The sequence below is a fragment of the Sphingomonas sp. Leaf343 genome, from assembly GCF_001423765.1.
Taxonomy (GTDB): domain Bacteria; phylum Pseudomonadota; class Alphaproteobacteria; order Sphingomonadales; family Sphingomonadaceae; genus Sphingomonas.
Map to the genome: position 1 here is coordinate 252,516 of NZ_LMPG01000011.1, position 27,000 is coordinate 279,515.

A 27,000-nucleotide genomic window follows, 5' to 3' on the forward strand; every position below is an offset into this window, starting at 1 on the left:
TCGTCAACGCATCACTCGCTCGCTTGGCTGCAACCGTCAGGCTCGTCATCGGGATCATCGCCCGACATCTCATAGCGCTGCCCGAGCAACGCGATGGCATGACCGACATAGGCCGCGACCACATGCTCCTCGATTCGTTCGAGTTCGGCGCACGCCGCGCGAAGCTGGGCGTGGATGGTTTCGACATCCCGTCGACGATCGTTCGAGGCGGGCAGAACTATCCTCCATGATAATTTGTTATGTGGAGGATATCTCCACAGATCACGTGCGCGTTATCAACGATCAAATCAGCCTGCGGCCACACATATCGCTTGCCAACCCCGTTAATTTCCTAACATATGTTTGGATAAGAGATGTAAAGCCATTACAATATGATCGAGATTGGTCCATCGTCACATCCGGAACCAGTCAGAAGGGTAACTCGTCCCACGCGCGACAACGGCCATGTGGTCGCCAAGCAGACGAAGAACCGTTGGAGCAATATAGATTGTGAGTGACGCCTCGATCGTAGCCCTCATCAAGGACATGACGGCAAAGCTGTCCGCGGTGGCCGACGAGTTCAGCATGCGCGCCGATCAGGTTTATACCAACCATAGCGAAGATCACAGGAACGGCGACGCTCCGCCCCCCGTGCGCGAGCCGATCGCGGTCTGTCGACGATTGCTGGAGGAGCGGCGACTGCGCCGACGCCATTTGCCGGCCGACCTTTTTCACGAACCGGCCTGGGACATGTTGCTGGCGCTGTATGTCGCGGATCACGAACACCGGATCATGAACGTGAAGACGCTCGTCGGCAGTGCGGATGCGCCGGTCACCACGTCTCAGCGGTGGATCGACCATCTCGCCAAGCTGGGCCTGATCGACCGGGTGACCGATCCGATCGACCGGCGGCGGATCGAGGTGTCGCTGAGCGACAGCGGACGCAAGTCGATCGAGGGATATCTGGCCGCCATCGCCTGAAGACGGCTACTCGTGGGAACGGCCGAAATCGGGTGCCGGATCGTCCTGACCCTGTTCGATGATCGACCGGCGGATCGCGCGGGTGCGGGTGAACAGGTCGAACAGCGCATCGCCGTCTCCCCAGCGGATCGCGCGTTGCAGCATCGTCACGTCCTCCGTCAGGCGCTGCAAGATTTCCAGCACGGCTTCTCGGTTGTTGAGAAACACGTCGCGCCACATCGTCGGATCGGACGCGGCGATTCGCGTGAAGTCGCGGAACCCGCCGGCGGAGTATTTGATAACCTCCCCCTGCGTGACCTCTTCCAGATCGGACGCGGTGCCGACGATCGAATAGGCGATGAGGTGCGGTACGTGGCTGGTCACCGCGAGGACCAGATCGTGATGACGCGGCGTCATGATCTCCACATTCGCGCCGAGAGCCTTCCAGAAAGACCTGAGGCGGATGACGGCGGCGTCCGGCGTTGCCTCCTCCGGCGTCAGGATGCACCAGCGGCCGCGGAACAGAGTCGCGAACCCCGACTCTGGGCCGCTATGCTCGGTGCCGGCAACCGGATGACCCGGAACGATCGTCGCGTCGGGCAGCACAGCGCGGAGAGCGGCGATCACGCTCTCCTTGGAGCCGCCGACATCGCTGACGATCGCGTCGCTGGGCAGGTCGGCGGCGAACTCCGCCGCGACCGCGCCCATCGCACCGACCGGCACGCACAGCACCACCAGATCGGCGTCGATCACCGCTGCGCCGGCGCTATCCGCGACATCGTCGCACAGATCGATCCGTGTCGCCGTCGCGCGCACATCCGGGTCGGCGTCGTACCCGGTGACGCGCACCGTGGGCATCGCCGACCGCACGCCGCGTGCGATCGAGGAGCCGATCAGGCCCAGACCGATGACCGTGACGCGCGCGAACGGCAGCATCAGCCCGCCTTCGCGACCTCGGCGGCAAGCACATCGGCCACCGCGCGCAGCTCGCCTTCGGTCCCGATCGTGATGCGCAGGCCGTGCGGCAGGCCCTGTCCGGGCAACCAGCGCGTCGCGTAACCCGCCGCCATCAGCGCGTGATAGGCGACCTCCGCGGTCAACGTGCCTTCGAACAGCACCAGCACGAAGTTCGCCTTGCTGGGCACCACGCGCAGGCCGATCGCGGTCATGGCGTCGGTGAACCAGTCGCGCCATTCGCGATTATGCTCGCGGCTACGGGTGACGAAGGCATCGTCGCCGAGCGCCGCGATCGCCGCCCGCTGCGCGCCGATGCCGAACGCGAAGGGCGCGCGAATGCGGTGCATGGCGTCGATGATCTCCGTGGAGGCATAGCCCCAGCCGATCCGCTCCGACGCCAGCCCGAAGATCTTGGAGAAGGTGCGCGTGACCAGCACGTTGGGCTGGGTCCGCGCCAGTTCCAGGCCGCCGTCGTCGTCCTCCGGCTCCAGATATTCGGTGTATGCCTGATCGAGCACCAGCAGCACATCGCGCGGCAAGCCGGCGTGAAGGCGCGCGATCTCGCCTCCGTCGGTGTAGGTGCCGGTCGGATTGTTGGGGTTGGCGACGAATACGACGCGCGTGCGCTCCGTCACCGCCGCGAGGATCGCGTCGACATCTGTCGCATAGTCGCGATCGGGCGCGATCACCGGCGTGGCGCCGACGCGCCGCGTCGCGATCTCGTACACCGCGAAGCCGTAGCGGACGTGGATGATCTCGTCCCCCGCCCCGGCGAAGGTACCGGCGGCAAGGTGCAGGACCTCGTCCGAGCCGGTGCCGTAGATCAGCCGCTCCGCCTCTACCTCGTAATGAGCCGCCAATTTGGCGCGAAGTTCGACGGCGGCGGCATCGGGATAGCGTTCCAGCTCGGTCGCGGCACTGCGATAGGCGTCACGCGCGGCTTCGGGCGTGCCGAACGGATTCTCGTTCGACGACAGCTTCACGACCTTGCGCCCGTCCTCGCTGGTAGCGCGGCCGGGGACGTAGGGGGCAATGCCCATGATCCACGGCTTGGGGGCAGGGGCGGTGGTGCGGATGTCGGTCATCGCCTGCGCATAGCGAGCGCGGTCTTGCCCCGCCAGCCTGTGCGGACTAACCGCCGCAACGTGGACGACCGCTACGGCCTTGCGCGCCGCGTGACGCTGCCGGGGCCGCTGCGGCTGGACGGCGGCGCTACGTTGGGCGCGATCGACATCGCATACGAGACGTATGGCGAGATCGCAGCGGACGGTGGCAACGCGATCCTGATCTGCCACGCGCTGACCGGCGACCAGCACGTCGCTTCCGCCCACCCGCGCACCGGCAAGCCCGGCTGGTGGACGCGGCTGGTCGGGCCGGGCAAGCCGATCGATCCGGCGCGGCACTTCGTGATCTGCTCCAACGTGCTGGGCAGTTGCATGGGATCGACCGGGCCGGCGTCGGTCGATCCGTCGACGGGGCAACCCTGGGGCATGCGGTTTCCGGTCATCACGATCCGCGACATGGTGCGCGCGCAGGCGCTGCTGCTCGATCATCTCGGCGTCGCGCGATTGCTGGCGGTGGTCGGCGGATCGATGGGGGGGATGCAGGCGCTGTCATGGCCGGCGACGTTCCCCGACCGGGTCGGCGCGGCGGTGGTGATCGCCTCGACCGCACGCCATTCGGCGCAGAACATCGCGTTCCACGAAGTCGGACGACAGGCGATCATGGCCGATCCGAACTGGCAGGGCGGGGATTATCATCGGGGCGATCCGCCCTCCGCCGGGCTGGCCGTAGCGCGGATGGCGGCGCACATCACCTATCTGTCCGAAGCAGGGCTGACCGAGAAGTTCGGGCGCAAATTGCAGGCGCGCGATGCGAAAGGCTTCGGCTTCGACGCGGATTTTCAGGTCGAGAGCTATCTGCGGCATCAGGGATTGAGCTTCGTCGACCGGTTCGACGCCAACTCGTATCTGTATATCACCCGCGCGCTGGATTATTTCGATCTGGCGGAGGAGCATGGTGGCCTGTTGGCGAACGCGTTCCGGACGACGGCGGCGCGGTTCTGCCTCGTCAGCTTCGACACCGACTGGCTGTACCCGACCGCCGATTCGCGCACGATCGTCCACGCGCTGAACGCCGCCGGTCGTGCGGTCAGCTTCGTGGAGCTCTCGAGCCCGTACGGCCACGACGCGTTCCTGCTCGACAGCCCGGAATTGAACCGCGTCGTCGACGGCTTCCTGCGGGGTGGGCGATGACCCTGCGACCCGATCTGGCGATCATCGCACAGCATGTCGCGCGGGGTGCGCGCGTGCTGGACGTCGGTTGTGGCGACGGGGCGCTGATGGCGAGCCTGCGCGACGAGCGGGAGGCGGATGTGCGTGGGCTGGAGATCGACCCGACCAATGTCGCCGCTGCGGTGGGGAGGGGGTTGGCGGCGGTGCAGGGGGATGCGGATGTTGACCTGGAAGGTTATCCCGACGCCAGCTTCGATTATGCCATCCTGAGCCAGACGTTGCAGACGACGCGCAACCCGCATCTGGTGCTGGACGAGCTGTTGCGGATCGGCCGGCGCGCGATCGTCAGCTTCCCCAATTTCGCGCACTGGCGCGTGCGGCTGTCGTTGCTGTGGGGCGGGCGGATGCCGGTGACGTCGCTGCTGCCCGAAGAGTGGTACGACACGCCCAACATCCATCACGTCACGATTGACGATTTCCGCGCGTTCCTGGCGAAGCGCCGCGTCACGGTCGAGGACGCCTGGTTCCTGGCGAGAGGCGCGCGACGGGGGTCGGCGGGAGCCAACCTGCTGGCGGAGCACGCAGTATTCCTGTTGCACCGCGAGGAACTATGATCGAGATCAAGAGTTTGCACATTCCGAACCTGCTGGACATGGTATGAGCAAGACCGCGCTGATCGTCGAAGACGAGATTTTCGTCGCCCTGGATCTGGAGCGCATCCTGACGGATGCCGGCTACCGGGTCTGCGCGATCGCCGCGGATCGGCAGGAGGCCCTCGACGCCGCCCCTGAATGTGCCTTCGCCTTCGTCGACGTCAATCTTCGTGACGGCGCGACCGGACCCGATATCGCCCGCCGGATCGCGGCCGATTACGGCGTCAAGGTGGTGTTCGTGACCGCCAACCCAGCCCAGATCGGCGACAGCGATACGGCACTCGGTTTCGTCCGCAAGCCGTTCAGCGAAGCCGCGATCCTCGCCGCGGCGGCGATGGCAGCGGGCGAGACGATGGTCGCCAACGATCAGGTCCAGCCGCTCGCCAACGCGGGCTGACGGCCTCAGAAGCCGTTTAAAATGTCATGAGCCCGGCTTGTCGCGACTGAGCGCGGCGGTCGGAATCTCGATCACGACGACCAGCCCCTCGGCCCGCCAATCTTTCTTCACCGTGCCGCCGAGCTGGCGCACGGCGCTGAGTTCGATCAACTGGCTGCCGAACCCGTGATGGACGCCGGGGTCGATCACCGCCGGCCCGCCCTGTTCGCACCATGTCATCACGACATGCTCGTCCCGGGCGTCGACGGTCACCACGACATGGCCCCCCTCGATCGACAGCGCGCCGTACTTCGTCGCGTTGGTGGCGAGTTCGTGGAACAGCAGGGCGAGCGGCGTGGCGGAGCGATCGTCGATCGTCACCATCGCGCCGTCCACCACGATCCGCTCCTCGTCCGCTCCGCTATACGGGCTGAACAAATCCTGGAGCAGGCCGTGCAGGCTGTCCTGTCGCGAGGCCGGGCGCGACTGCGCGCTGTGCGGGCGGACGAAGTCGTGCGCGCGGCCGAGCGCCGTGATGCGCTGGCGCAGGTCCGTGGCGGCGGGGGCGAATTCCGGACGCGCGCGGGCGGCGAATCCGACCAGACCCGCGATCACCGCGAAGATGTTCTTGATCCGGTGCGACAGTTCCTGGCTGATGACCTCCCGCTCGTCGAGCGCCAGCTTCTGTTCGTGGATGTCGGTACAGGTGCCGAACCAGCGCGTGATCCCGCCCTCCGCATCGCGGATCGGCAGCGCGCGACCCAGCACCCAGCGATAGGTGCCGTCGAAATGCTTCAGCCGGTATTCGATGTCGTACGGATTCCCGGTATCGAGACTGTGCCGCCACACCGACCACGCCCGATCCTGATCGTCGGGGTGGAACATGTCGTTCCACGCCTCGCCATCCGTGGACCCCTGCGGCACGCCGGTGAATTCATACCAGCGGGCGTTGTAATAATCGTGAAAACCATCCGGCAGCGTCGACCAGACCATTTGCGGCATCGTGTCGGCCAGCGTGCGGAACCGCTGCTCGCTATCCTGTAGCGCCTGCCGCGACAGCGCCTCCGCCTCGCCCTGCTCGCGCGAGGTGCGGCGATCGTCGAGCCGGGCCATCGCCGCCTTCGCCAGCAGGATCAGGCCCTCGCGCTGGAGCGGCGTCAGGCCGAGCGGGCGGGGCACCGTGTCGATGACGCAGACCGTGCCCAGCACGATGCCGTCAGACGAAACCATCGGTACACCGGCATAGAAGCGGACGTTGAGATCGCCCGTCACCAGCGGATTGTCGGCGAAGCGCGCATCCTGCGTCGCGTCGGTCACCTCGAGCAGGTCCGGTCCGCCGAGCGCGTGCGCGCAGAACGAGATGTCGCTGGGCGTTCGATCCTGATCGATGCCGGTCCGGGCGAGGAATTGCTGATACTCCGCCTCGACCAGCGTCACCAAGGCTACCGGTGCATCGCACAGCCGCGCCGCGAAGGCGACGATATCGTCCAGCGCACCCGCCTCGCGCAGGCCACCGGTGTCGTAGGACGCGAGCACGCGCGTCCTGCGATCGTCACACAGGATGGATCGGTCGATGGTCATGCCGATCAGAACGGCACGTCGTCGTCGAGATCGTCCGCGAAGCCGCCGCCCTGTCCGAAGCCGCCACCGCGAGCGCCGCCGCCACCGGACCCGCCACCGGCGCCACCGCCACCCGCGCCGCCCGAACGTCCGCCGCCATAGCCGCCGCCCGAAGACGCGCCACCGCCGCCGCCGCCCCAATCGTCGTCGCCGCCGCTACGGCCGCCGCCCCCGGCACCGCCCGCGCCGCCACCGGCGCCGTCGAGCATCGTCAGCACACTGTTGAAACCCTGCAGCGTGATTTCAGTCGAATAGCGATCCTGACCCTGCTGATCCTGCCACTTCCGCGTGGTCAGCGCGCCCTCGATATAGACCTTCGATCCCTTGCGGAGATACTTCTCGGCTACATTGGCGAGGCCTTCGTTGAAGACCTTGACCGTGTGCCACTCGGTCTTCTCTTTGCGCTCGCCGGAATTGCGGTCCTTCCACGATTCCGATGTCGCGATACGCAGTTCGACGACCTTGCCGCCGTTCTGGAACGAGCGGCTTTCGGGGTCGCGCCCCAGATTGCCGACCAGAATGACCTTGTTGACGCTGCCCGCCATCTTCTTCCCTCGTCAGAGGCCGACGGCGACCGCCAGCCAGTATGTCGCGCCGGCCATGACATAGGCGGCGACGAAAAGGTAGCCGACCATGAAGGCCGGCCACTTCCATCCGTTGGTTTCCCGTCGCGTCACGGCGATCGTCGAGATGCACTGCGGCGCGAACACGAACCACATCAGGAACGCCAGCGCGGTCGGAAGGCTCCAGCGGCCTCGGAGCCGGTCGGAGATCGCACGCGTACCCGACTCGCCTTCCGCATCGTCGATCGCGTAGACGGTGCCGATCGCGGAGACCGCGACCTCGCGCGCGGCCATCGCGGGCAGCAGCGCCAAGGCGATGTCGCGGTTGAAGCCGATCGGGGCCACGACCGTCTCGATGCCGTTGCCGATGCGGCCGGCGATCGAATAATCGACCGGGCTGACGGTGCTGCCCTCCGGAGGCTTGGGAAAGCTGAGCAGCAGCCACAGCACGACGGTGGTCGCGGCGATGATCGTGCCGGCGCGCTTCAGGAAGATCATCGCGCGCGTCCACAGACCGATGCCGATATCCTGCCAGCGCGGCCACTGGTATTTCGGCATCTCCATCATGAAGCCCGACGACGCGCCCTTCGTCACCGTGCGACGCAGCAGCAGCGCGGCGAAATAGGCGCCGGCGACCCCCATCACGAGCAGGCCGAACATGACGAGCCCCTGAAGGCGCACGAACGGCAGCACCTGGATGTTGGGGATCATCGCACCGATGATGAGCGTATAGACCGGCCAGCGCGCGCTGCACGTCATCAGCGGCGCGATCAGGATCGTGGTCAGCCGGTCCTTCTCGTCCTCGATCGTCCGCGTCGCCATGATGCCGGGGACGGCGCAGGCGAAGCTCGACAGCAGCGGGATGAAGGCGCGGCCGGACAGGCCGACGGTCGCCATCAGCCGGTCCATCAGGAACGCGGCGCGGACCATGTAGCCCGATGCTTCGAGAACGAGGATGAAGAGGAACAGGATCAGGATTTGCGGCAGGAACACGATCACCGCGCCGACGCCCGCGATCAGGCCGTCGGTGACCAGCGACCGCCAGAAGCCGTCGGGCGCGGTGTCGCGGACCCAGCCCTCCAGCCCGCCGAACGCGACGTCGATCATGTCGGCCGGAGTCGCGGCCCAGGTGAACACCGCCTGGAACATCACGAACAGGATCGCCACCAGCAGCAGCGGCCCGACGACCGGATGCAGCGCCACCGCGTCCAGCCAGTGCGCCCAGCGGCGTGCGGGCGTCTCCGACACCGTCGCCGCGGTGGCGATCGCGCGGGCGCGGCGTTGCAGGACGACGATGCCTTCCTCGACGCGGTCGGCGACGGGCGCGGGCCGACCGTCCAGCATCGGCGACAGCTTCGCGCGCAGATCGTCCAGCCCGCGGCGGCGCACCGCCACGGTCGGCACCACGGGCACGCCCAGCTCGCGCTCCAGCACGGCAGGGTCGAGGACGAGTCCGTCACGCTCCGCCAGATCGATCATGTTGAGCGCGACGATCACCGGACGGCCGAGCGCGATCAGTTGCAACGTGAAGCGCAGATGATTGTCGAGGTTGGCGGCGTCGACCACCACGATCAGGGCGTCGGGCAGGCGTTCGAACCCGCCGCGCCCCGTCACGACGTCGCGCGTGACGCGTTCGTCGGGAGACGAGGGATCGAGGCTGTACGCGCCGGGCAGATCGACCAGCTCGATCGGCCGGCCATCGTCGAGCATCATGCGGCCCGAATGACGCTCCACCGTGACGCCGGGGTAATTGCCGACCTTTTGCCGCGCACCCGTCAGGGCGTTGAACAGCGCACTCTTGCCGGCATTGGGATTACCGACCAGCGCCACCAGCGGCGCGGCATTCACCGGGCGATGTTCGATGGCTGGTCAGCCGGCGAGCGGCGCGACGTGGATGCTGGCGGCGACCGCGCGGCGCAACGCCACCGTCATCCGGCCGATCCGGCACGCGATCGGACCGCCGCCGATCGACGCGCGGTGCAGCACCTCCACCCGCACGCCCTCATCAAAGCCCAGTTCGCGCAGCCGCCGCGCCTCGGGATCGGCGAGGCGCGGCCAGTCGATCGCGGCGATCAACGCCCGGCGATGACGGGGGAGGGTGTCGAGGCGGTCGGGAACCATGACTCGTCACATAGAAGGCCTGCGACTGATTATCAATAACCTGCACCGGCCGGCGGGCTCCGGATCGACAGATGCGAAGGCCAATGCAGGAACAATATTGCGGAGCGTCCCCAAGCATCTAGCGTCATGGCGCATCGATAAACCTAGGAATCGGTCGAATATAGTTTGAATCCGGTGAGTCGCAGGATAGCCTGATTACAGTATTGATGTCGTCGACGCGGCGGGGGACGGGTTTGTCATGGGCGGTTCTTTGGAAACTATGGCGCTAGAGGCGCTAACGGCTATTGTCGGTCACGGTGAAGTCAATGAATTGCTGATAAATCGTATCGTCAACAGCGGTCGATCACGGCCGCACCCGTGGAGTACCCGCTACCCGTATATCTGCTGGACGGGATTGACCGATCGCAGTTTCAACGCCCGCCTGCTACCGGCGAAACCCTATCCCCCGGTGGAGGCGCTGGGCACGCGTAATCCGCCGATCGCCGAGGTGACGAAGCTGTTCGAGGCGGCACCGGCGGGCCAGCGGCTTTGTCCGAAGTCGACGTGCTTGTTCCCGGCGTTCGCGCAATATCTGACCGACGGGTTCATCCGCACGCAGATGACCAACGGCGCCGCGCCGGAAGATCGCCGTCGCACCACGTCCAATCACGAGATCGATCTCAGCCCGCTCTATGGCCGGACCGAGGCGCAGACCGGGGTACTGCGCCTGAAAAGCGCGGCCGCGGGGCAGCGTGGCCGCCTGAGGAGCCAGACCTTGCCGACCGGCGTGTTCCCGCGGCTGTTGTTCGACGTGCACGGCAATGTCGATCCGCTGTTCTGCGACGACGCCGGGTTTCCGATCCTCGACATGCCGCTGGGCCTGGACCATGGCGGCAACCGGGCGACGATGTTCGCGGTCGGCGGCGACCGCGCCAACGCGACGCCGCAGGTGGCGATGATGAACACGCTGCTGCTGCGCGAACACAACCGGCTGGCGGGGAAGCTGGAGCAGGCGAACCCCGGCTGGGACGACGAGCGAGTCTTCCAGACCGCCCGCAACATCCTGATCGTGCTGTATATCAAGGTGGTGGTCGAGGATTACATCAACCACATCAACACGTCGGTCTTCAAATTCCGCAGCGATCCCTCCGTCGCGTGGCACGCCCGCTGGAACAAGCCGAACTGGATGACCGCCGAGTTCAGCCTGCTGTACCGCTGGCATTCGTTGATCCCGGAGACGTTCGTCTGGTCGGGCGCATCGGTTCCGGGCGGTACGATGCTGCTCGACAATACGCGGCTGCTCGCGTCGGGACTCGCGGACGCCTTCGTCGCCGCATCCGCCAATCCCGCGACCAGACTGGGACTGGGCAATACGGCGAGCTTCGTTCGCGGGTTCGAGGCGCGCGCACTGGCGCAGGCGCGGTCGAACGAGGTCGCTGGCTATAACGACTATCGCAAGGCGATGGGCCTCGAGGCGGCGAAGTCGTTCGCGGACATCACCGGGACGTCGAAGGACCCGGCGGAACAGGCGCGGCGCACGGCGCTGGCCGCCGAACTGAAGCGGCTGTACGGCACCGTCGACAACGTCGAATATTATGTCGGCCTGTTCGCGGAGCCGTGCGAGAAGAACGGGCCGCTGCCCGAACTCATCATGGCGATGGTCGCGATGGACGCCTTTTCGCAGGCGCTGACCAATCCGCTGCTCAGCGAGCATGTCTGGGGCAACGCCGCCAACCGCCGCCTCGCCTTCACCGACATGGGCATCGCCGAGATCGAGGCGACGACGAAGCTGCGCGACATCCTGGTCCGCAATTCGACCGGCGTCGCCGATCGCTTCGTGGGCATGACGCGGCCGGAATGGCGGCGCTCCTGACCGGGTTCAGGTCCCGGCCAAGATCAGACCGCCGGATAGCGCAGCCGGCCGATGAAGCGGGACAGGCTGGGGCGGTGTTCGGTGCGCTTGAGGAAGCCGGCCTTGGCCTTTTCGAAGCGCATGATGCCGTCGATGCGGCGATCGAGGAACGCACGAGTGTCGGCATGGCCCTCGCTGTCGTCGTCCAGGAACACGGTCACCGTCGCGCCGTAGACGCCGAGCAGGATCGCGCGTTTCGTGTAGTGATTGTAATCGGTCGCGGTATCGCCCGCGAGCCGCCACATCGCATCGACGCTGCGCCAGCCGAGCTTCGCCGCCTCCGCCAGGTTCTGCGGCATGGCGAGGATCGTCAGCGCGCGGCGCAGCGCCTCCCGATCCGCGGCCATGATCGTCAGTCGCGCCTCCACCAGAGCGGCGATGCGGGCGCGGATCTTCATCGCGGCGAGCGTCGGGGGGGGCAGCATCTCCGCCATGCGCGCGTCGACCGAGGCGAACCACGCATCGATCATCCGCACCGCGCTGATCCCGCGATCACCGGCGAAGGCGAGCGTGGCGATATCGGGATCGACGCCCTCTCCCTCCGCCGCCATCGCCAGCGCGGCCTCGCTCCAGCCGTCGAACGCGGCGTTGGCGGCGATGGCGGGGGCCAGCACCAGCCGGAGTTCGTCCAACGTCGGATCGGCGGGATCGGGCGTGGCGTCGGCCATATTATCGAGGGTGATCGGATCGGCGGTCATGGTCTGCTCCTCGGATGCTCCACATGATGGTTGCCGGGCTCCGGTGCAACCTCGGGGCGTGCAACCTCAGGGCGTACAACCTCGGGGCGCACAACCTCGGGGCGGCGGCGGACCAGGACGAGGGCGGCGGCGACCATGCCGATGCCGATCCAGTCGATCATGCCCAATCGCTCGCCATAGATCACCCAGCCGATCGTCGCGGCGACGACCGGCTGGATCAGCAGCGTCAGGCCGACCATCAGCGGCGACGCCTTGCCCAGTGCGTAGATCATGCAGCCCTGACCCAGCACCTGACTGACCAGCGCCAGCCCGAGCAGCGGTCCCCATGCGTGGGGCAGGATCGTCTCGCGCAGGATCATCGCGAACAGCAGCAGCGGCAGGATGCTGGCGACCGTCGACAGCGCCAGCGCGGGCATCGGCGGCATCCGTTCGCGCACGCCGGCCATGATGATGAAGTATACGGCATAGAGAATGCCCGCCGTCAGGCACAGCGCGTCGCCCATCAGATTGGCGGGATCAAGCTCGTAGGAGCGGCCGAGCAGCAGCAGCGCGCCGGCCCCCGCCAGCAGCAGCGCGAAACCCTGGATACGGGTGGGCCAGGCGCGCGCGACGATGAAGCCGTAGAGCGGGAAGATGAACGTCGCGCAATTGCCCAGCAGCGTCGCGTTGGCGAGTGTCGTTCCCATGATGCCGAGATGCCAGCTGCCGAGATCGCCCGCGAAGGCGATGCCGGCGAGGATCAGGATACCCCAGCGTTTCGGCCCCATCGATGGCGCGGCACGGGCATCCGCCGCGCCCCGGTCACGGCGGCCGGCGACCGCCAGCACGATCAGGACCGGCGCGGCGAGCGTGATGCGCCAAAAGCCGGCGGCGACGGGACCGGTATCCGCCATCCGCACGAACCACGGCCCGAACGCCAGCGCGACATTGCCGATGACGAGCGCCAGAAACGCGATCGCGCCGCTCGCGACGGCTTCGGATCGTACGGGGGAGTCCGCGGGCGCAGAGGCGGCCACCGCGCCGTCCAGCGTCGCGATCGCCGCCACGCCCAGATCATCGCTTTTCAGGGCACCAGTTTTTCTTGGGCGGCGTGGCGCGAGCATGATGCGGTGTAGCGCCCTATCTGCGATCCCGACACCCGCAGGGACAGGAGTTTTCATGCCCGCTTTATTCGATCCCGTCGTTCTTGGCGCGATCCACGCCCCCAATCGCATCCTGATGGCGCCGCTGACCCGCGGCCGGGCGGATCGCGATGCGGTGCCGACGCCGATCATGGCGGAATACTACACACAACGGGCGGGCGCCGGCCTCATCATCTCCGAAGCGACCGGGATCAGCCGCGAAGGTCTGGGCTGGCCCTATGCGCCGGGGTTGTGGAGCGACGAGCAGGCGGCGGCGTGGAAGCCGGTCACCGATGCCGTGCACGCCGCGGGCGGGCGGATCGTCGCGCAGCTGTGGCATATGGGGCGGCAGGTGCATTCGTCGGTAACGGGAAGCCAGCCGGTATCGTCGTCGGCGACGAGGTCCGACGGCACGGTCCACACCTATGACGGCAAGCAGGCGTTCGAGACGGCGCGGCCGCTGGACGTGGCGGAGTTCCCGCGGTTGCTGGACGATTACGAGCGGGCGACGCGCAACGCGATGGCGGCCGGGTTCGACGGCGTGCAGGTGCATGCCGCGAACGGTTATCTGATCGATGAATTCCTGCGCGACAACGCGAACTTCCGGGACGATCGATACGGCGGCAGCCCGGAGAACCGGGTGCGGCTGCTGCGTGAGGTGACCGAGCGCGTCGCATCGATCGCCGGCGCGGACCGGACGGCGGTGCGCCTGTCGCCGAACGGCAATTCGCAAGGGGTTGACGACAGCGATCCGGCATCGGTGTTCGGCCCGGCGGCGAAGGCGCTGTCGGAGATCGGCATCGCCTTCCTCGAACTGCGCGAACTCGGCCCCGACGGTACGTACGGGGCAACCGATGTCCCGAAGCAGTCGCCGCTGATCCGGCAGCTCTTCGATGGTCCGCTGGTCCTCAATTCCGACTTCACCAGCCGTGCGCAGGCGCAGGCGGTGCTGGATGCGGGCGCGGCGGATGCCATCGCGTTCGGGCGGACGTTCCTCGCCAATCCGGACCTGCCGGAGCGGTTGCGGATCGATGCGCCGCTCAACCCGATCGACCCGAAGACGCTGTATAGCCAGGGGCCGGAGGGGTATATCGACTATCCCGCGCTGGAAACCGAGGCGGCGTAACGGACATGGCTGCTCGACCCGGAGCTTTGGATGTTCCGGGTCGAATAGCCATCAAGGTTGCCGGTTTTCCCGTGCCACCCCGGCGAAGGCCGGGGTCCAGTTCCCGGGCGACCGGTGAGACGCACCAGCTTCGCCGGGGTAGATGGTTGTTGCTGTGCCGGTTTGGCGACCGCCCACCTCAACCCCCACGTGCGACTATCCCGTCGAGCCACCGGGTGATGCCGTCGCGCGCCGGGTTGCGGACGGCCTTGCTAAACAGCGCAAACGGGATGGCGAGCAGCCACGGCATCGCCACCGCCGCGACGACGAACGCGAACGCGGCGAACAGCGCCACGAACTTCACCCGGGCGATCACCCCAACGCTGACGCTGTCGAGGCGGATCGTGCGCGGACCCTTCGCGTCGTAGAAGGCGCGCGTGGTGATGTCGCCGCTGCCGTCGAAACGCGTCTGGCGCGGGAAGAGGCGTGGCGGCGGACCGGTCGGGTTCGCCCGCGTATCGATCACCTCCAGCCGCCGGCCGTGCTCCACGACGCGGTAGCGGGAGGGCGGCGGCTCGGTCACCGGCCGGGGCGACCCGTGCGCCAGTCGGCGGCCGACTGGCCCCACGCATCGACGCGGAAGGCGTCGAGCGGCGGCGGCAGGCTGCACGGCCCGCCATTGGTCGCGCCCAGTCGCTGCGCGAGCCGGATCGAGGCATGATTGTCGGGATCGATCGTGTGGATCACGTGCGTCCAGCCGAGCACGTCCACCGCATAGTCGATCGCGGCGATAGCGGCCTCATGGGCGTAACCCTTGCCCGCGAAGGCCGGCGCGACGCCCCAGCCGACCTCCGTCCCGGGCCAGCCATCGGGCTGGTGCGGGCCGATGCGCCCGACCCATGCGCCGGTCGCGCGTTCGATGACGGCGAACATCGAGAAGCCGCGGATCGTCCACGCCCCCGCCATGCCGCACAAGGACCGCCACGCGACGCTGCGCGCCTGCACGCCGCCCAGAAAGTGCATCGTCTCCGGATCGGCATGGAACGCGGCCCACGGCTCCCAATCCTCCGCCGCCAGTGGCCTGAGCATCAGGCGCGGGGTGAAGAGGATCGGGCCGCCGGTCATCAGCCGCCGAACCGCTCGCGCAGGTCGAGCAGCGCGAGCGCCGCCTTGGCCGCTTCACCGCCCTTGTCCTTTTCGTCGGGACGCGCGCGGGTCAGCGCCTGCGCCTCGTTCTCGACGGTCAGGATGCCGTTGCCGATGGCGAGGCCGTCCATCGTCAGCGCCATGATGCCGCGCGCGCTTTCGCCCGCGACGATCTCGAAATGATAGGTCTCGCCGCGGATCACGACGCCGATCGCGACGAAGCCGTCATAGCGGTCGGCCTCCGCCGCCAGCGCGATCGCGGCGGGAATCTCCAGCGCGCCCGGCACCGTCACCGTCTCGTGCGTGTGGCCTGCGGCCTCGATCGCGGCGCGCGCGCCGGCGACCAGCAGGTCGTTGAGATGGTCGTAGAAGCGCGCCTCGACGATCAGGATATGGGCCAAGTCTTCAGTCCTCGATGCGCCGCTCGCCGACGATCGACAGGCCGTAACCGTCGAGTCCGACCAGCGTGTGGTGGGTGTTTGTGAGCAGGATCATGTCGTGGACGCCGAGTTCGGCGAGAATCATCGCGCCGACACCATAGTCGCGCAGTTCCTCCATCGGCACCTCGACCTGCTCGCCCGCCTGTCGCCGGACGGCGGTGGTGAAGGCGTCGGCGCGCTGGCGATTGATGAGGACGATGACGCCCGATCCGGCTTCGGCGATCATCTCCATCGAGCGCTGGAGCAGGCCGCCGCGCGCCGAATCCTCGCCGAAGATGTCGCCGTAGGGGGACAAAGCGTGCATGCGGACCAGCACCGGCTGCGACGGATCGATCCGGCCCTTGACCAGCGCGACCTGTTCGGTGCCCGTCGCGGTGTTGCGATAGGCGCGGGTGGTCCATTCGCCGCCCCAGCGGCTGGTGAACTTCGCCTCCGCCTTCTTCTCGACGAGGTGGTCGTAGCGGCGGCGATAGGCGATCAGGTCGCGGATGGTGCCGATCTTCAGGCCGTGCAATTGCGCGAACGACACGAGGTCGTCCATCCGCGCCATCGTGCCGTCCTCGTTCATGATCTCGCAGATCACGCCCGAGGGGTTGAGGCCGGCGAGACGCGACACGTCGACCGCCGCTTCGGTATGGCCCGCGCGCACCAGCACGCCGCCGTCGCGCGCGACCAGCGGGAAGACATGGCCGGGCGTCACGATCTCCGCCCGCCCCTTGGTCCCGTCGATCGCCACGGCGATCGTGCGGGCGCGGTCGGCTGCGGAGATGCCCGTCGTCACGCCGTCGCGCGCCTCGATCGACACGGTGAAGGCGGTTTCGTGACGGGTGCCGTTGTTGCGGCTCATCAGGTCGAGGCCGAGTTCCTCGACGCGCCGCTTGGCCATCGCGAGGCAGATCAGGCCGCGCCCATGACGGGCCATGAAGTTGATCTTTTCCGGCGTCGCCATCTGCGCGGGGATGACGAGGTCCCCCTCGTTCTCGCGATCCTCGTCGTCGACGAGGATGAACATCCGGCCGTTGCGGGCTTCGTCGATGATCTCCTCGGGCGAGGACAGGAAGGCGTGGCGGATGCGCGCCAGTTCCGGATTAGCGGCCACGATAATGCTCCATCCGTTTCAGGTAGCGCGCCAGCACGTCGATCTCGATGTTGACGGTGCCCCCCGCCGTCAGGGTGCCGAGCGTCGTCGCGGCTTGCGTATGCGGGATGACGTTGACGCCGAACTCGGTCGCGTCCGCCGCGTCGGTGACGGCGTTGACGGTCAGCGAGACGCCGTCGACCGTGATCGAACCCTTGGTGGCGAGGAACGGCGCGAGGGCGGGCGGAACCGAGAACAGGATGCGCCTGGAGTCGCCGTCGGGTTCGACCGAGACGATATGCGCGACGCCGTCGACATGGCCGGTGACGATGTGGCCGCCGAGTTCGTCGCCCAGCTTCATCGCGCGTTCGAGGTTCAGGCGGCAGCCCGCGCGCCATTGATCGGCGGTGCGGGCGATCGTTTCCCCCGACACGTCGACGGCGAACCAGCCGGGGCCCTTGTCGACCACGGTCAGGCACACGCCCGAACAGGCGATCGACGCGCCCAGATCGACGGTGCCGGTATCATAGCCGGTCGCGATCCGCACGCGCGCGTCGCCGCGATGCTCCACGGCCTCGATCGTGCCGATGTCGGTGATGATGCCGGTGAACATGGACCCTCGTCTATCTAGCGCGCTCGTAGACTTCCAACCGGTCGCTGCCAAGCGCACGCGCATCGGTCAGCCGCCAGCGGCCGTGCGCATCGCCCAGGTAGGTCAGGCCGATATCGGTGACGGCCGGGCGACCGCCGCCGATCAGGATCTGCGCGCGGTAGAGAAGCAGCCGGTCGACGAGGTCGGCGCGCAGGAACGCGGCGGCGGTGGCGGCACCACCCTCGACGAACAGATGGTCGCCGGGGAGGTCGCGGATCGCATCGGGGGATGCGATGATGCCGTCGCCGATCGCCGTCGCCGAGAGGATGTACCGGCGCGGCGAACGCTCCTCCAGCCCCGGCAGCCGCACGTCCAGCTTCGGCGCATCCGCATCCCATGTGCCGCGCCCGACGAGGATCGCTTCGTGACGGCTGCGTTCGAGATGGACATGTGCGCGGGCTTCCGGCCCGGTGATCCAGCGGCTCTGCCCCGATGCGGTGGCGATCATACCGTCGAGCGAGGTCGCGAGCTTGAGCGTCACGAACGGGCGGCCGAGCGTGCGCCGGGTCAGGAAGCCGGCCATAGTCCGCCGGGCGTCCGTGCCACCGGGTCCGACATCGACGGCGATGCCCGCGCTGCGCAATCGGGCAAAGCCGGCACCGGCGGTGCGGGGGTCGGGGTCCTCGATCGCGCCGACGACACGCGCGACGCCGGCCGCGACGAGCAGGTCGCTGCACGCAGGGCCACGCGGCGACACATGGGCGCAGGGTTCCAGCGTGACGTAGCAAGTCGCGCCGCGCGACTCCTCGCCCGCCTGCGCGAGCGCCGTGGCTTCCGCATGGGGGCGGCCCCCCGCGGTGGTCCAGCCGCGGCCGATCACGCGACCCGCCTTGACGATGACGCAGCCGACATTGGGATTGGGGGCGGTGCGCCCCCGCGTCCGCTCCGCCAGCGTCAGCGCCGCCGCCATCCAGCGCGCGTCGTCGGGATGGGTCAGATGCCCCAGCCCTTCAGCTTGTCATCCAGTCGCTTGAACGAGGCACGCTTCTCCGCCTCCGCATCGGCCTGCGCCTTCAGGGCGGCGGCCTTGATCGGGGCGTCGATCTTCTGCTGCGCGATGATCTCCGCATCGGTGCGGGTCGCCGGCCATTGCTCCACATAGACGATGTCGCGTTTGTAGGTCGGGTCGACGCGGCTGTCGTGCGCGAAGGCGTAGATGAAGAAGCCGGTGATGAGCATCGACGCGACGAGGAACGCCAGATCGATCCGCGTCCGCGTGGCGAGGAAGGCGCGCAGATCGCGAATGGCCCGGACCGGCGACATGCGGGAGAAGAACTGCATGAGGGGAAAATAGGACGATCGGGGCGGACTTGCCAGAGGCGTCGTTGGAAGGGTCGGCTTAGCATGACGGACGTGAGGCACGTCTTCTTCTAAAACCGTGGGGGGCGTACCTGTTGCCCCCGGTCTGCGAAGCCCGGTTCAGTCCTGCATCCGGAACGTCACGGTCATCACCCGCCACGCGGCCTCCGCCACACCGTCGCGGGTGCCCGCCCTGAACCGCCAGTGCGACAGGGCGCGTTGTTCGGTGACGCGCCAGAAGGCGTCGCTGGTGGCGCTGACGCGTTCGACCTGCTTCACGCGGCCGTCCGCCCCGACCAGCACGCGCACCGTCACCTTGCCCTCGTTGCCCAGCCGTCGTTCAAAGACGGGGTAGTCGGGCTGGAAATCCGCGGCGTAGCGTGCGTCGACGGATGGGCCGACGATCAGCGGCGGGGGCACGGGCTTGGGTTGCGGCAAGACCTCCGTCGCGGTGCCCGTACCCGGCATGGCATCATAGGGCAGCGGTGGCAAAGGATCGACGGTGCCGGTCAGTGGCGAGTCGATCGGCGTTTCGACGACCGGTTTCGGCGCGTCGAGCGGCGGTGCGGGGCGAGGCTCCGCGCTGACCCGCGGATCGACCGGCTTCGGTTCGGGCGGTGGCGGCGGGTCGATCGGCCGGAATATGGTGACGAGCGGCGGATCGGCGGGCGGGGGGCCTGTCACGATCGGTGCGGCGACCATCAGCGCCGCGATGACCGCCGCGTTGATCCCGACCGCTGCCGCGAGGCCGCCGGGATTGAACCGGGCCCGCGCAGGCCCGCCATAACGATCCGCATACATCAGCAACGCTCCTCCATCAGAGTGAAACGGTGCGAGTCGGCCGACCGCAAGCAGGATGTTACATCATATCGTTTTGCTTGCAAGCGCGAGGCTCATGTCGCCGCTCTATGTCGCCGCTCACTGGTGCGAAAGACGTGCGATCGCCCGCTCGCGCCCGATCAGCGGCAGCAGCGCGGCCATGTCGGGACCGTGATCCAGACCGGTCAGCGACCGACGCAGCGGCAGGAACAGTGCCTTGCCCTTGCGGCCGGTCGACGCTTTCAACGCGCCGGTCAGCGCGTGCCAGACATCGCCCGCCCAGTCGATCGTCGCCGCGACCCGTGCAGCCTCCGCCAGATATTCACGATCGTCGTCGGCGGGTTCGGGAACGTCGACCGGTCCTTCCACGACCCGCCACCAGTCGGCCGCTTCCCCGACACGGGTCAGGTTCGGGCGCACCGCGTGCCACGCTGCGGCGTCCATTCCGACGGGCAGGCGATCCGTAACCTCTTCATAAGGCAGGCCGTGGATGACCTTCGCGTTCAGCTGCGCCAGCTCCGCCTCGTCGAAGCGCGCCGGTGCACGACCGAAGCGGGCGAAGTCGAACGTGTCGATCAGCGCCGCGTCGTCGATCGCCTCGACCGGATCGCTCGTGCCGAGCCGCGCAAGCAACGCGCGGATCGCCCGGGGTTCGATGCCCTCTTCGCGGAAATGATCGAGGCCGAGCGCGCCGAGCCGCTTCGACAATTTGCCCTCGCTGCCGGTCAGCAGCGCCTCGTGCGCGAAGGCGGGCGGGGGCGCGCCCATCGCGTCGAACATCTGCAATTGCAGCGCGGTATTGGATACGTGATCCTCGCCGCGGACGACGTGAGTCACGCCCATCTCGACATCGTCGATCGCGGAGGGGAGCATATACAGCCACGATCCGTCGGCACGGCGGATGACGGGGTCGCTCATCGTCGCAGGATCGAAACGCTGCGATCCGCGGATCAGGTCGTCCCACATGATCGGCGCATCGTGATCCAGCCGGAAGCGCCAGTGCGGCGCGACGCCGTCCGCCTCCAGCGCCGCCCGCCGTTCGTCGGTCAGCGTCAGGGCGGCGCGATCGTAGACCGGCGGCAGGCCGCGACCGAGCAGGATCTTGCGCTTCAGGTCCAGCTCCTGCGCCGTCTCGTACGCCGGATAGACGCGCCCCGCCGCGACCAGCGCGTCGAACCGCGCCTGATACAGTGCGAATCGTTCCGACTGGCGGACCTCCGCATCGGGCGTCAGGCCGAGCCAGCCGAGATCGGTGCGGATCGCCTCCACGAACCGCTCCTCGCTGCGTTCCGCATCGGTATCGTCGATGCGCAGCAGAAAACGGCCGCCGTTCGCGCGCGCCCACATCCAGTTATGCAGCGCGGTCCGGATGTTGCCGACATGCAGGCGGCCGGTGGGCGAGGGGGCGAAGCGCGTGACGATCATGATGCGCGCTCTAGGTCGCCGGCCGGCATGGGCCAAGAACATTGCATCCATGTTGCACGGGGGTAAGGGGGGCGTCCTACGGGGCGGCTCAGGAACGACGCATGAAACTCATCACCGGCAATTCGAACCTGCCGCTCGCCACCGCGATCGCGCAGTATCTGGAACTGCCGCTGACCGATGCGCTGGTCCGTCGCTTCGCCGACGAAGAGGTATTCGTCGAGATCCAGGAGAACGTCCGCGGCGAGGACGTGTTCGTGATCCAGTCGACCGGCTTTCCGGCCAACGACAACCTGATGGAATTGCTCATCATCATCGACGCGTTGAAGCGCGCGTCGGCGCGGCGCATCACCGCGGTGATCCCGTACATGGGCTATGCGCGACAGGACCGGAAGCCGGGGCCGCGCACGCCGATCTCCGCCAAGCTGGTCGCGAACCTCATCACCGTCGCCGGCGCGGACCGCGTCTTGTCGGTCGATCTGCACGCCGGGCAGATTCAGGGATTCTTCGATATCCCGACCGACAACCTCTATGCCGCGCCGGTGATGTCGGCGGACATTCTGGCGCGGTTCAAGGGCAAGAACCTGATGGTCGTCTCGCCCGATGTCGGCGGCGTTGTCCGCGCGCGGCAATTGGCGAAGCGGCTCGACAACGCACCGCTGGCGATCGTCGACAAGCGCCGCGAGCGGGCGGGCGAATCGGAGGTGATGAACATCATCGGCGATGTCGAGGGCCGCTTCTGCGTGCTGATCGACGACATCGTCGATTCGGCGGGCACGCTCTGCAACGCCGCGGCGGCGCTGCGCGAGGCGGGAGCGGAGGATGTCGTCGCCTATGTCACGCACGGCGTGCTGTCGGGCGGTGCGGTGGCGCGGGTCGACGGATCGGCGCTGACCGAGCTGGTCATCACCGACTCGATCGGCAATCACGAGTCGATCGGCGCGACCAACCGCATCCGCCATCTGCCGATCGCGCCGTTGCTGGGCGAGGCGATCAAGCGGATCGCGGACGAGACGAGTGTGAGCAGCCTGTTCGATTGATGCGAAGACGCCGGCGCGGCACGTCCGCGCCGGTGCGCGGCAAAGCCGCCGCAGCGTCGAGCACGGACGGCGAGCCGGCATCGCCGCACTCGTTCGACGGCGGCTTTGCCGTCGGCGCAGCACCAGGTTTCTACGGTTTGCGAAATGGCCTGCGGCACAGCCGTCGTCGGACAGGATCGGCTTGGCGGAGCCGCTGGCCGGACCTGGAGAACCCCTAGCGGTTTCCCAAACCGACGATATGCTCGAACACCGCCGGGTGCAGCGCCTTGCTGAACGCGCATCCGTACCGGACCTTATCCCGCCACGCGACCACGGCCTCCAGCGGAGCCAGGCCCGGCAACGTCAGCCACACGATCGTGCCCGGCCACAGGGTAAAGCTCGTCTCCGCCCGAAAGCCCGACATCGACAGGTCGACGACGTCGATCTCGAATCTGGTCTGGCCCCGATCGCGCAGATGCGCGCGCATCTTCACCGCCCGACGCAGCGCGTGGCGGTGATCGTCTCCGGAGACTTGCTCGAAGGGTGGCGTGAAGACGGGGCGTTCCATGCCGATGTTCTGCACCCGTAATGGTTATTTTTCGGCTAATGCCCCGGTGCCGTCGAAACGGACAGCACACGCGTCGAAGTTGCTCTATTGCAAACGGCATGCAATAGCATTGATGTCAGGGGTGGATTTGATCGGCACCCTGTGCTTTAGGGGCGCGCAAAGCCTCCAGACCCTCTCGCATGATGCGTAGCCAGAAAGGCGGACGATCCCATGAACATTCACGAATATCAGGCCAAGGACCTCCTTGCGAAGTTCGGCGTGCCCGTTCCCGCCGGCTTCGCCGCGATGAGCGTCGAGGAAGCCGTCGCCGCCACCGAGAAGCTGCCCGGGCCGCTCTATGTGGTGAAGGCGCAGATCCACGCCGGCGGCCGCGGCAAGGGCAAGTTCAAGGAACTCGGCCCCGACGCCAAGGGCGGCGTCCGCCTTGCCAGGACCGCCGACGAAGTGCGCGCGGCGGCGACCGACATGCTCGGCAACACGCTCGTCACCATCCAGACGGGTGACGCGGGCAAGCAGGTCAACCGCCTGTACGTGACCGATGGCGTCGACATCGCCAAGGAATTCTACCTCGCGCTGCTCGTCAACCGCGCGACCGGCCGCGTCTCGATGGTCGCCAGCACCGAAGGCGGCATGGACATCGAGACCGTGGCGCACGACACCCCCGAAAAGATCCTGTCGATCGACATCGACGCCGCGACCGGCTTCCAGCCGCATCACGGCCGCGCCGTCGCCGCCGCGCTCGAACTGACCGGCGACCTCGCCAAGCAGGCCGCCAACGTCGCATCGAAGCTGTACGACGCGTTCCTCGGCACCGATGCCGAGCAGATCGAGATCAACCCGCTCGCCGTCACCGACGACGGCAAGCTGATGGTGCTCGACGCCAAGGTCGCCTTCGACGGCAATGCGATGTTCCGTCACAAGGACCTGATGGAACTGCGCGACACCACCGAAGAGGATGCGATGGAGCTGGAGGCGTCGAAGTACGACCTCGCCTACATCAAGCTCGACGGTGATATCGGCTGCATGGTCAACGGCGCCGGCCTCGCGATGGCGACGATGGACATCATCAAGCTGAACGGCATGTTCCCGGCCAACTTCCTCGACGTCGGCGGCGGCGCCAACAAGGAGAAGGTGACCGCGGCGTTCAAGATCATCCTCGCCGATCCCGCGGTGAAGGGCATCCTGGTCAACATCTTCGGCGGCATCATGAAGTGCGACATCATCGCCGAGGGCATCGTCGCCGCGGCGAAGGAAGTGAACCTCTCGGTGCCGCTGGTCGTCCGTCTGGAAGGCACCAACGTGCAGGCCGGCAAGGACATCCTCGCGAACTCGGGCCTCGCGATCGTTCCCGCCAACGACCTGGGCGATGCCGCGAAGAAGATCGTCGCCGAGGTGCAGAAGGCGGCGTGAGTCGCGCCTGACCTTTCGCGGTTCGGAGGGGCTCGGGCGGAAACGTCCGGGCCCTTCTTCGTTGACGCCGTACGGCAACGTCCAAATGCCGCTACGGCAAGTGCGTCCGGCCATACCGGACTTGCGAAAACAGCCTGTTTCTGCCTAGTGGCGAGCCGATACGGCCGTCGAATTTTGTGAGAGGGACGCTCGATGAAGGTGCTGGTGCCGGTCAAGCGCGTGCTTGATTATAACGTGAAGCCCCGCGTGAAGGCGGACGGGTCGGGCGTCGACCTCGCCAACGTCAAGATGTCGATGAACCCGTTCGACGAGATCGCGGTCGAGGAGGCGATCCGGTTGAAGGATCGCGCCGGCGTGACCGAGATCGTCGTCGTGTCGATCGGCGAGCAGAAGTCGCAGGAGACGCTGCGCACCGCGCTGGCGATGGGCGCGGATCGCGCGATCCTAGTGACGAGCGACACGAAGGTCGAGCCGCTGGGCGTCGCCAAGATCCTCGCCAAAATCGTCGAGGAGGAACAGCCGCAGCTCGTCATCCTCGGCAAGCAGGCGATCGACGACGACAACAACCAGACGGGTCAGATGCTCGCGGGCCTGCTCGGCTGGGCGCAGGGTACGTTCGCCAGCAAGGTCGAGATCGAGGGCGACACCGCCAAGGTGACGCGCGAAGTCGATGGCGGGCTGGAGACGGATGACCTGAAGCTGCCTGCGATCGTCACCACCGATCTGCGCCTGAACGAACCGCGCTACGCGTCGTTGCCGAACATCATGAAGGCGAAATCGAAGCCGATGGCGACGAAGACGGCCGCGGATTTCGGGGTCGACGTGACGCCGCGTCTGACGACGCTGAAGGTCGTCGAGCCGAACAAGCGCTCGGCCGGCATCAAGGTCGCCGATGTCGACGAACTGGTCATGAAGCTGAAGGCGATGGGAGTGGCGAAGTGAAGACGCTGGTCTGGGTCGAGCATGACGGGTCTGCCGTCAAGGACGCCACGCTGTCCGCCGTCACGGCGGCATTGAAGCTGGGCGAGGTGCATCTGCTGGTCGCCGGTCAGGGTGTCGGCGGTGTCGCGGAGGCGGCGGCGAAGATCGCCGGCGTCGGCAAGGTGCATGTCGCGGACGACGCGGCCTATGCGCACGCGCTGGCGGAGAATGTCGCGCCGCTGGTCGTCGAGCTGATGGGCCACCACGACGCGTTCGTCGTGCCCGCCACGACGACGGGCAAGAACATCGCCCCGCGCGTCGCGGCGTTGCTCGACGTGATGCAGATCAGTGAAGTCCTGTCGGTGGAAAGCGAGGACACCTTCACCCGGCCGATCTACGCCGGCAACGCGATCGCCACGGTGCAGTCGTCGGATGCCAAGAAGGTGCTGACGATCCGCGGCACCGCCTTCGACAAGGCCGCGAGCGAAGGTGGCTCGGGCACGATCGAGGCGGTGGCCTCGACCGGCGACAAGGGGCTGTCGACCTTTGCCGGATCGGAAATCGCGGCGAATGCCCGGCCGGAGTTGACCAGCGCCAAGATCATCGTCTCGGGCGGTCGCGCGCTGGGATCGTCGGAACAGTTCCATGCGCTGATCGATCCGCTGGCGGATGCGCTGGGTGCGGGTGTCGGCGCTTCGCGGGCGGCGGTGGATGCGGGTTATGCGCCCAACGATTATCAGGTCGGCCAGACCGGCAAGATCGTCGCACCGGAAGTCTATGTCGCGGTCGGTATCTCCGGCGCGATCCAGCATCTGGCGGGTATGAAAGATTCCAAGACGATCATCGCTATCAACAAGGACGAGGATGCGCCGATCTTTCAGGTGGCGGACCTCGGTCTGGTCGGTGACCTGTTCAAGGTGATCCCGGAACTGACGGAAAAGCTGTAGTCGCGTGGCGGGTTGGGCGGGGTCGCTCCACCCGCCGCAGCCCGGTACGCGGCACCAGCATCGCCGGCTCCTTCAGGTCCCAGACCAGCCCCAGCCGGCGCAGCGCCAGCAGCACCCACCAGCCGGGATCATGCTGACCCGGCTCCACTCCGAGCTTCGCCGACCCGGGCCACGCGTGATGGTTGCCGTGCCATGCTTCTCCGAAGGTGATGAGGGCGGCGGCGGGCAGGTCGTGGCCCTGTACGGCGACGTCATCGACGCTCCAACCCTGTGGTCCGTGGCGATGCGTCAGGTGTCCGACGAACCAGTGGCCGGTGACGCTGACGGCGACCCGCACAGGCACGCCCCAGACCAGCCACGGCAGCCCGCTAACCCAGAAGAACATTGCGGCCAGCGGTAGCTGCTGCAGCATCCATGTCGCCTCCAGCCAGCGTAGGACCCGATCACGGGCCAGCCGCTCCTCCAGCAGGAAGGCCGGCGGATGCGCCAGGATCAGGCGGCAGTGCATCTGCCACCACGCGTCCCGCAGCATCGTGGTGCGATGTGCGTGCAGATCGTGACACGCCGTCTGCCGCTGCGCCCAGTCCCGCGTGTCGTGCAAGCGTACCATTCCAAGCGGCCCAGCCATCCCGACCAGCGTGCCGAGATAGGCAAGCACCCGCTCCAGCCAACGTGGTGCGGAGAGGCTGCGATGGATCAGCAGGCGGTGAAGGCCGATGGAATGGCCAAGACACAGCGTCACGGCCGACGTACCGAAAAACAGCAATAGCGCGCCGAACGTGACGAAAAGCGGCGCGAGCATGACGGCGGAGAGCGTCATCCCGCCGATCCACAGCGAGCGAACGGGTGCCCATTCGATATGGCCGGCGACGGCGCAGCTTTCGTCATCCACCTTCATCCTGTCCGTCGGACTGCATACCATCATCGTCTCCTAGGTATTTAGGCAACCACCTAAGCGATAAGCTGTTGGTTGTCGATGCTTAGGTAAGCGCCTAATTACC

The 27,000-nt window shown here is 67.3% G+C and carries 30 protein-coding genes; 11 read left to right on the forward strand and 19 right to left on the reverse strand.

All coding sequences use genetic code 11. The features are described 5' to 3' along the window. Positions 1 to 23: 23 nt before the first annotated feature. Positions 24 to 230, forward strand: coding sequence for a hypothetical protein (locus ASG07_RS08865; RefSeq protein WP_055844615.1), 207 nt, complete (start codon positions 24 to 26; stop codon positions 228 to 230). Positions 231 to 525: 295 nt separating this feature from the next. After that, positions 526 to 960 carry a hypothetical protein gene (locus ASG07_RS08870; RefSeq protein ID WP_236694613.1) on the forward strand — a complete coding sequence of 145 codons (435 nt, stop codon included), beginning with the start codon at positions 526 to 528 and terminating at the stop codon, positions 958 to 960. Between the two features lie 6 nt (positions 961 to 966). Here the strand turns inward: ASG07_RS08870 and ASG07_RS08875 are convergent, their stop codons facing one another. Together ASG07_RS08875 and hisC are read right to left on the reverse strand one after the other, a co-directional pair. Then, on the reverse strand, positions 967 to 1,875 hold the full coding sequence (locus ASG07_RS08875) for a prephenate/arogenate dehydrogenase family protein (RefSeq protein ID WP_055844621.1): 909 nt from the start codon (positions 1,873 to 1,875) through the stop codon (positions 967 to 969). Beyond that, complete coding sequence (gene hisC, locus ASG07_RS08880; RefSeq protein WP_055844624.1) at positions 1,875 to 2,981, reverse strand: histidinol-phosphate transaminase; 1,107 nt, start codon at positions 2,979 to 2,981, stop codon at positions 1,875 to 1,877. The genes ASG07_RS08875 and hisC overlap by 1 nt, the downstream gene beginning before the upstream one ends. Positions 2,982 to 3,041: 60 nt before the next feature. Between hisC and metX the strand changes: the two genes are divergently transcribed. The 3 genes from metX to ASG07_RS08895 are packed head-to-tail and all read left to right on the forward strand — an operon-like array spanning position 3,042 to position 5,180. Further along, entirely contained in the window at positions 3,042 to 4,151 is a 1,110-nt protein-coding gene (metX, locus tag ASG07_RS08885) for a homoserine O-acetyltransferase MetX (RefSeq protein WP_055844627.1), read from the forward strand. After that, on the forward strand, positions 4,148 to 4,744 hold the full coding sequence (gene metW, locus ASG07_RS08890; protein WP_055844629.1) for a methionine biosynthesis protein MetW: 597 nt from the start codon (positions 4,148 to 4,150) through the stop codon (positions 4,742 to 4,744). Before metX ends, metW begins: the two co-directional genes overlap by 4 nt. Positions 4,745 to 4,787: 43 nt before the next feature. Beyond that, the gene (locus ASG07_RS08895; RefSeq protein WP_055844632.1) at positions 4,788 to 5,180 is read left to right on the forward strand and encodes a response regulator; all 393 of its coding nucleotides are present in this window, start codon (positions 4,788 to 4,790) and stop codon (positions 5,178 to 5,180) included. A 24-nt stretch (positions 5,181 to 5,204) separates the two neighbouring features. Here the strand turns inward: ASG07_RS08895 and ASG07_RS08900 are convergent, their stop codons facing one another. Genes ASG07_RS08900 through ASG07_RS08915 form a run of 4 tightly spaced genes read right to left on the reverse strand, consistent with a single transcriptional unit; the run spans position 5,205 to position 9,463 of the window. After that, the gene (locus ASG07_RS08900) at positions 5,205 to 6,740 is read right to left on the reverse strand and encodes a sensor histidine kinase (protein ID WP_055844634.1); all 1,536 of its coding nucleotides are present in this window, start codon (positions 6,738 to 6,740) and stop codon (positions 5,205 to 5,207) included. Between the two features lie 5 nt (positions 6,741 to 6,745). Further along, a complete protein-coding gene (ssb, locus tag ASG07_RS08905) occupies positions 6,746 to 7,324 on the reverse strand; it encodes a single-stranded DNA-binding protein (protein ID WP_055844637.1) in 579 nt (192 codons plus the stop codon). 12 nt (positions 7,325 to 7,336) lie between these two features. After that, complete coding sequence (feoB, locus tag ASG07_RS08910; protein WP_055844640.1) at positions 7,337 to 9,190, reverse strand: ferrous iron transporter B; 1,854 nt, start codon at positions 9,188 to 9,190, stop codon at positions 7,337 to 7,339. Positions 9,191 to 9,211: 21 nt separating this feature from the next. Next, on the reverse strand, positions 9,212 to 9,463 hold the full coding sequence (locus ASG07_RS08915) for a FeoA family protein (protein ID WP_055844643.1): 252 nt from the start codon (positions 9,461 to 9,463) through the stop codon (positions 9,212 to 9,214). Positions 9,464 to 9,857: 394 nt separating this feature from the next. Between ASG07_RS08915 and ASG07_RS08920 the strand changes: the two genes are divergently transcribed. Further along, positions 9,858 to 11,315: a peroxidase family protein gene (locus tag ASG07_RS08920; protein WP_236694614.1), complete on the forward strand. Its 1,458-nt coding sequence runs from the start codon at positions 9,858 to 9,860 to the stop codon at positions 11,313 to 11,315. Between the two features lie 23 nt (positions 11,316 to 11,338). On the opposite strand, the gene ASG07_RS08925 is transcribed toward ASG07_RS08920, so the two are convergent. Together ASG07_RS08925 and ASG07_RS08930 are read right to left on the reverse strand one after the other, a co-directional pair. Then, positions 11,339 to 12,022 carry a COQ9 family protein gene (locus ASG07_RS08925; protein WP_055845054.1) on the reverse strand — a complete coding sequence of 228 codons (684 nt, stop codon included), beginning with the start codon at positions 12,020 to 12,022 and terminating at the stop codon, positions 11,339 to 11,341. Positions 12,023 to 12,048: 26 nt separating this feature from the next. Beyond that, positions 12,049 to 13,098 carry a DMT family transporter gene (locus ASG07_RS08930; protein ID WP_236694615.1) on the reverse strand — a complete coding sequence of 350 codons (1,050 nt, stop codon included), beginning with the start codon at positions 13,096 to 13,098 and terminating at the stop codon, positions 12,049 to 12,051. Positions 13,099 to 13,210: 112 nt separating this feature from the next. Here ASG07_RS08930 and ASG07_RS08935 point away from each other — a divergent pair, with 112 nt between their 5' ends. Then, the gene (locus ASG07_RS08935) at positions 13,211 to 14,299 is read left to right on the forward strand and encodes an alkene reductase (protein WP_055844649.1); all 1,089 of its coding nucleotides are present in this window, start codon (positions 13,211 to 13,213) and stop codon (positions 14,297 to 14,299) included. 178 nt (positions 14,300 to 14,477) lie between these two features. Here the strand turns inward: ASG07_RS08935 and ASG07_RS08940 are convergent, their stop codons facing one another. The 9 genes from ASG07_RS08940 to gltX all read right to left on the reverse strand — a co-directional run bounded on the left by ASG07_RS08940 (position 14,478) and on the right by gltX (position 21,140). Next, the gene (locus ASG07_RS08940) at positions 14,478 to 14,861 is read right to left on the reverse strand and encodes a hypothetical protein (RefSeq protein WP_156361799.1); all 384 of its coding nucleotides are present in this window, start codon (positions 14,859 to 14,861) and stop codon (positions 14,478 to 14,480) included. Continuing rightward, positions 14,858 to 15,403 (reverse strand): GNAT family N-acetyltransferase, encoded by a 546-nt coding sequence (locus ASG07_RS08945; RefSeq protein ID WP_055844656.1) that lies wholly within the window; start codon positions 15,401 to 15,403, stop codon positions 14,858 to 14,860. Before ASG07_RS08945 ends, ASG07_RS08940 begins: the two co-directional genes overlap by 4 nt. Beyond that, positions 15,403 to 15,825, reverse strand: a complete 423-nt coding sequence (ribH, locus tag ASG07_RS08950) for a 6,7-dimethyl-8-ribityllumazine synthase (protein ID WP_055844659.1) — start codon at positions 15,823 to 15,825, stop codon at positions 15,403 to 15,405. Before ribH ends, ASG07_RS08945 begins: the two co-directional genes overlap by 1 nt. Before the next feature lie 4 nt (positions 15,826 to 15,829). Beyond that, positions 15,830 to 16,963: a 3,4-dihydroxy-2-butanone-4-phosphate synthase gene (gene ribB, locus ASG07_RS08955; RefSeq protein WP_055844664.1), complete on the reverse strand. Its 1,134-nt coding sequence runs from the start codon at positions 16,961 to 16,963 to the stop codon at positions 15,830 to 15,832. Continuing rightward, entirely contained in the window at positions 16,953 to 17,555 is a 603-nt protein-coding gene (locus ASG07_RS08960) for a riboflavin synthase (RefSeq protein ID WP_055844667.1), read from the reverse strand. Before ASG07_RS08960 ends, ribB begins: the two co-directional genes overlap by 11 nt. 10 nt (positions 17,556 to 17,565) lie before the next feature. Beyond that, the gene (gene ribD, locus ASG07_RS08965; protein ID WP_055844671.1) at positions 17,566 to 18,504 is read right to left on the reverse strand and encodes a bifunctional diaminohydroxyphosphoribosylaminopyrimidine deaminase/5-amino-6-(5-phosphoribosylamino)uracil reductase RibD; all 939 of its coding nucleotides are present in this window, start codon (positions 18,502 to 18,504) and stop codon (positions 17,566 to 17,568) included. Positions 18,505 to 18,527: 23 nt separating this feature from the next. Next, on the reverse strand, positions 18,528 to 18,875 hold the full coding sequence (locus ASG07_RS08970) for a hypothetical protein (protein ID WP_055844673.1): 348 nt from the start codon (positions 18,873 to 18,875) through the stop codon (positions 18,528 to 18,530). Positions 18,876 to 19,013: 138 nt separating this feature from the next. After that, positions 19,014 to 19,694 (reverse strand): energy transducer TonB, encoded by a 681-nt coding sequence (locus ASG07_RS08975; protein ID WP_055844676.1) that lies wholly within the window; start codon positions 19,692 to 19,694, stop codon positions 19,014 to 19,016. 117 nt (positions 19,695 to 19,811) lie between these two features. After that, the gene (gene gltX, locus ASG07_RS08980; protein WP_055845057.1) at positions 19,812 to 21,140 is read right to left on the reverse strand and encodes a glutamate--tRNA ligase; all 1,329 of its coding nucleotides are present in this window, start codon (positions 21,138 to 21,140) and stop codon (positions 19,812 to 19,814) included. Between the two features lie 98 nt (positions 21,141 to 21,238). Between gltX and ASG07_RS08985 the strand changes: the two genes are divergently transcribed. Next, the gene (locus ASG07_RS08985; protein WP_055844679.1) at positions 21,239 to 22,174 is read left to right on the forward strand and encodes a ribose-phosphate pyrophosphokinase; all 936 of its coding nucleotides are present in this window, start codon (positions 21,239 to 21,241) and stop codon (positions 22,172 to 22,174) included. Positions 22,175 to 22,388: 214 nt separating this feature from the next. Here the strand turns inward: ASG07_RS08985 and ASG07_RS08990 are convergent, their stop codons facing one another. Then, entirely contained in the window at positions 22,389 to 22,721 is a 333-nt protein-coding gene (locus ASG07_RS08990; protein WP_055845061.1) for a PilZ domain-containing protein, read from the reverse strand. Positions 22,722 to 22,931: 210 nt separating this feature from the next. On the opposite strand from ASG07_RS08990, the gene sucC reads away from it, so the two are divergent. The 3 genes from sucC (at position 22,932) to ASG07_RS09005 (ending at position 25,999) form a co-directional block, all read left to right on the forward strand. After that, positions 22,932 to 24,131: an ADP-forming succinate--CoA ligase subunit beta gene (gene sucC, locus ASG07_RS08995; protein WP_055844682.1), complete on the forward strand. Its 1,200-nt coding sequence runs from the start codon at positions 22,932 to 22,934 to the stop codon at positions 24,129 to 24,131. Between the two features lie 192 nt (positions 24,132 to 24,323). Beyond that, on the forward strand, positions 24,324 to 25,073 hold the full coding sequence (locus tag ASG07_RS09000) for an electron transfer flavoprotein subunit beta/FixA family protein (RefSeq protein WP_055844685.1): 750 nt from the start codon (positions 24,324 to 24,326) through the stop codon (positions 25,071 to 25,073). After that, the gene (locus ASG07_RS09005) at positions 25,070 to 25,999 is read left to right on the forward strand and encodes an electron transfer flavoprotein subunit alpha/FixB family protein (RefSeq protein ID WP_055844688.1); all 930 of its coding nucleotides are present in this window, start codon (positions 25,070 to 25,072) and stop codon (positions 25,997 to 25,999) included. The genes ASG07_RS09000 and ASG07_RS09005 overlap by 4 nt, the downstream gene beginning before the upstream one ends. Here the strand turns inward: ASG07_RS09005 and ASG07_RS09010 are convergent. Beyond that, the gene (locus ASG07_RS09010; protein WP_201780985.1) at positions 25,965 to 26,897 is read right to left on the reverse strand and encodes an acyl-CoA desaturase; all 933 of its coding nucleotides are present in this window, start codon (positions 26,895 to 26,897) and stop codon (positions 25,965 to 25,967) included. The genes ASG07_RS09005 and ASG07_RS09010 overlap by 35 nt on opposite strands. Positions 26,898 to 27,000 lie beyond the last annotated feature (103 nt).